Below are 2,439 nucleotides of genomic sequence, written 5' to 3' on the forward strand. Positions count from 1 at the left end.
AGGAATGCAAATGAAATAACATGACGTCAGCCATAATTTATCTCCTGGATAGATTGTGGTCAGCTGGTAGCGGGGGACTGCGAATCCCTCCTATCAGCGCTTTTAGTGCATTTAAAAAACTACAAACGCGCTTCAATCTTATTTTATTCCGCAGTGAGTTGCAACTGGAAAATTTAGTGTGTTTTCAGGGGGCTCGCTGTGGAAGTCGGTTCTCTGATGGGTGCTTCTTTATAAACTTTTATTTACCACTTAATTAAGTGGTAAGTTAAAAATTCTGGATGAAGTAAAATCAAGAGTGATAAAGTTAATAAATATTGTTAACTTATCAAAGTTAATTTATTCCATATTTCAATAAGTAAATTAACTACAAAAATGTTAATAGACTTTGCTATGAGTAAATACAGACATTAAAACCGAAAATTGTGATCGTGTTAAGTTTGGCGTTGCCTAGAGTCAGGTAACAATCCAGTTAAAGTAGTATAAGCTGCAGACGCTTTTTCATATAAATCGTCATAAGTTAATATTTCATCAATTTTATAATGAGAATAAAGCATGTTCTTATAACCGTTTATATCTTCGATATTTTGAAAACTTGATTCAGTAGATCTGCTAATTATAAGGCATGTAGTGCACTTCTGATGTATTCCAGGATATACTGTTTTTAGTTCACTGTAATATTCTTTAATGTACGTAAGCCATTCTGCAATTTGGAATGCTGCTTGACCTGCTTCAGAGGTAGGATGTCCTTTACGAGTAGCAATTTTTTTTGATGCACGCTCTAACTCTATTAATTTATATGATGTACTTTGGTAGATAACTATAAAATCAGGTTCCACATATTGTTTACCGTTCGGTGAGAGCTCTCCTTGTGGATATTTAAATCGCGGCTTACTTTTACAATGTCCATAAACATCCAATAAAACGGGATATCGCTCAAGCAGGGTATGAAACACATCTTCCGTTTCATGAGATTTAAACGTCAGAACCTTTTTAAATTCATCGAGTGCAGTTCTTAGTATTTCTAAACGATTAAAAAAATTCTCAACCCAATGCTCTGTGTGCCCAAAAGATAAATATCCTCCTGTCAATTGTTCTGGCCGTGATAGTTTTTTTGCATAGTCCCTTCTTATATCACTTTTAACTCTCAGACTAACTATTCTTTTGTCCCAAGCCGCTTTGTCTATATGCTGATAGATCTCTAAATATTTAAAAAAGCGTTTATTATTGAGGTCAGCAGGAAAAAATCCTAAATTCTCAATTATATCTGGTTGTCCAAAATTAGACTTATCACTTGGGAAGTCAGGAGGAGGAAAAATTTCATCAGCTCCAAACGTCAAATCCTCTATTAAACCGCGTAGTTTATTGGTAATTACTCGGAGATTTAATGTGATTTTTAATCGGTCATTTTGGTAGACGTGCTCATAAAATAAATTTTTAATCCTCCCTCTCCAAACCCTGTGTGAAATGTGCTTTTGAGGAACAATTCTATATATACCTATTGATCTATTTTCAAGGTTATTGTCTTTTAATATTTGACAAATTCCTATTGGTGTCTTTGTGGGTTCTGTATCCACTTTTATAGCTGGGCCTCCAGCTATAAACCAATTTGGTGGTTCATCTGCAATTTCTGAAATTATAACCCCATCATTAGCCAAATAGACATCAAAGCTATTAGATATAAGAAAGGGGGATATATGTAGTGGTGGGTAGCCTGCACCATCAGGTGGTGGAGTTGTAAATCTATGAAATACTCTGCGGTATTCCTCGATGTATATGAAAATAAATTCTGCTAATTCATTTGGTTGTATCTTCATAAATAAATACCTTATTAAACTTAAGAGTAGACACTTAAGCCTTAGGATTTATTTTGAACAATCCAATTTCTCTTTTTGATTCCATATGCCAATAAAAATCCCATTGGCTTAAACTGATTTTATTATCTCTCTAACATACCTCCTTTTTATAAAGATATCTGCAATTCATAGTAGTCAATTCCAATATCTTCTATTTTATAATTTTGCATTTCGCTCATAAACTCTTAGATTTGTAAAAGCGAGTTACTGTCTTTCTAGCTTGAGTATAGAGTCTTTTTATATAAAAATATTAAAAAATTGGACATAATCAAACTATTATTTTTTTATTTATAACCCTTGCAAGATTGGAGCAAAGCAAGCGTAGCCTGGTTGCTTGCAACCAGGATTTCTATTTAATCTACTATTTTTTTTCACCAGAATTTACTCATATGAGTCAACACAGATAGAGAGAAAGGGGCTTTCCTTCTTTCTTACTCCCTAAAGGCACGCTCTCATATTAACTTGGACAAAGGGGAAAGTTTGCCTGCTCAGAGGTGCTTCCTGTAAACCCTGGTTGCAAGCAACTGAATCTTCTACATAAGTCTGTATAGAAAAACTTCATAATAGAATTAAAATCCCCTTTAAA

At 33.8% G+C, this 2,439-nt stretch carries 1 protein-coding gene; it reads right to left on the reverse strand.

Going from position 1 to position 2,439, the window contains the following annotated elements; translation table 11 throughout:
• Positions 1–431: 431 nt before the first annotated feature.
• Positions 432–1,814, reverse strand: a complete 1,383-nt coding sequence (locus tag ACN4Z1_RS15840) for a Shedu anti-phage system protein SduA domain-containing protein (RefSeq protein ID WP_228363395.1) — start codon at positions 1,812–1,814, stop codon at positions 432–434.
• Positions 1,815–2,439 lie beyond the last annotated feature (625 nt).

The sequence above is a fragment of the Legionella sp. ST3F1 genome (assembly GCF_048553315.1).
GTDB lineage: Bacteria > Pseudomonadota > Gammaproteobacteria > Legionellales > Legionellaceae > Tatlockia > Tatlockia donaldsonii.

Coding starts and splice junctions, on each gene's coding strand:
- ACN4Z1_RS15840 (WP_228363395.1), bottom strand. CDS start 1,814: ATGAAGATACAACCAAATGAATTAGCAGAATTTATTTTCATATACATC.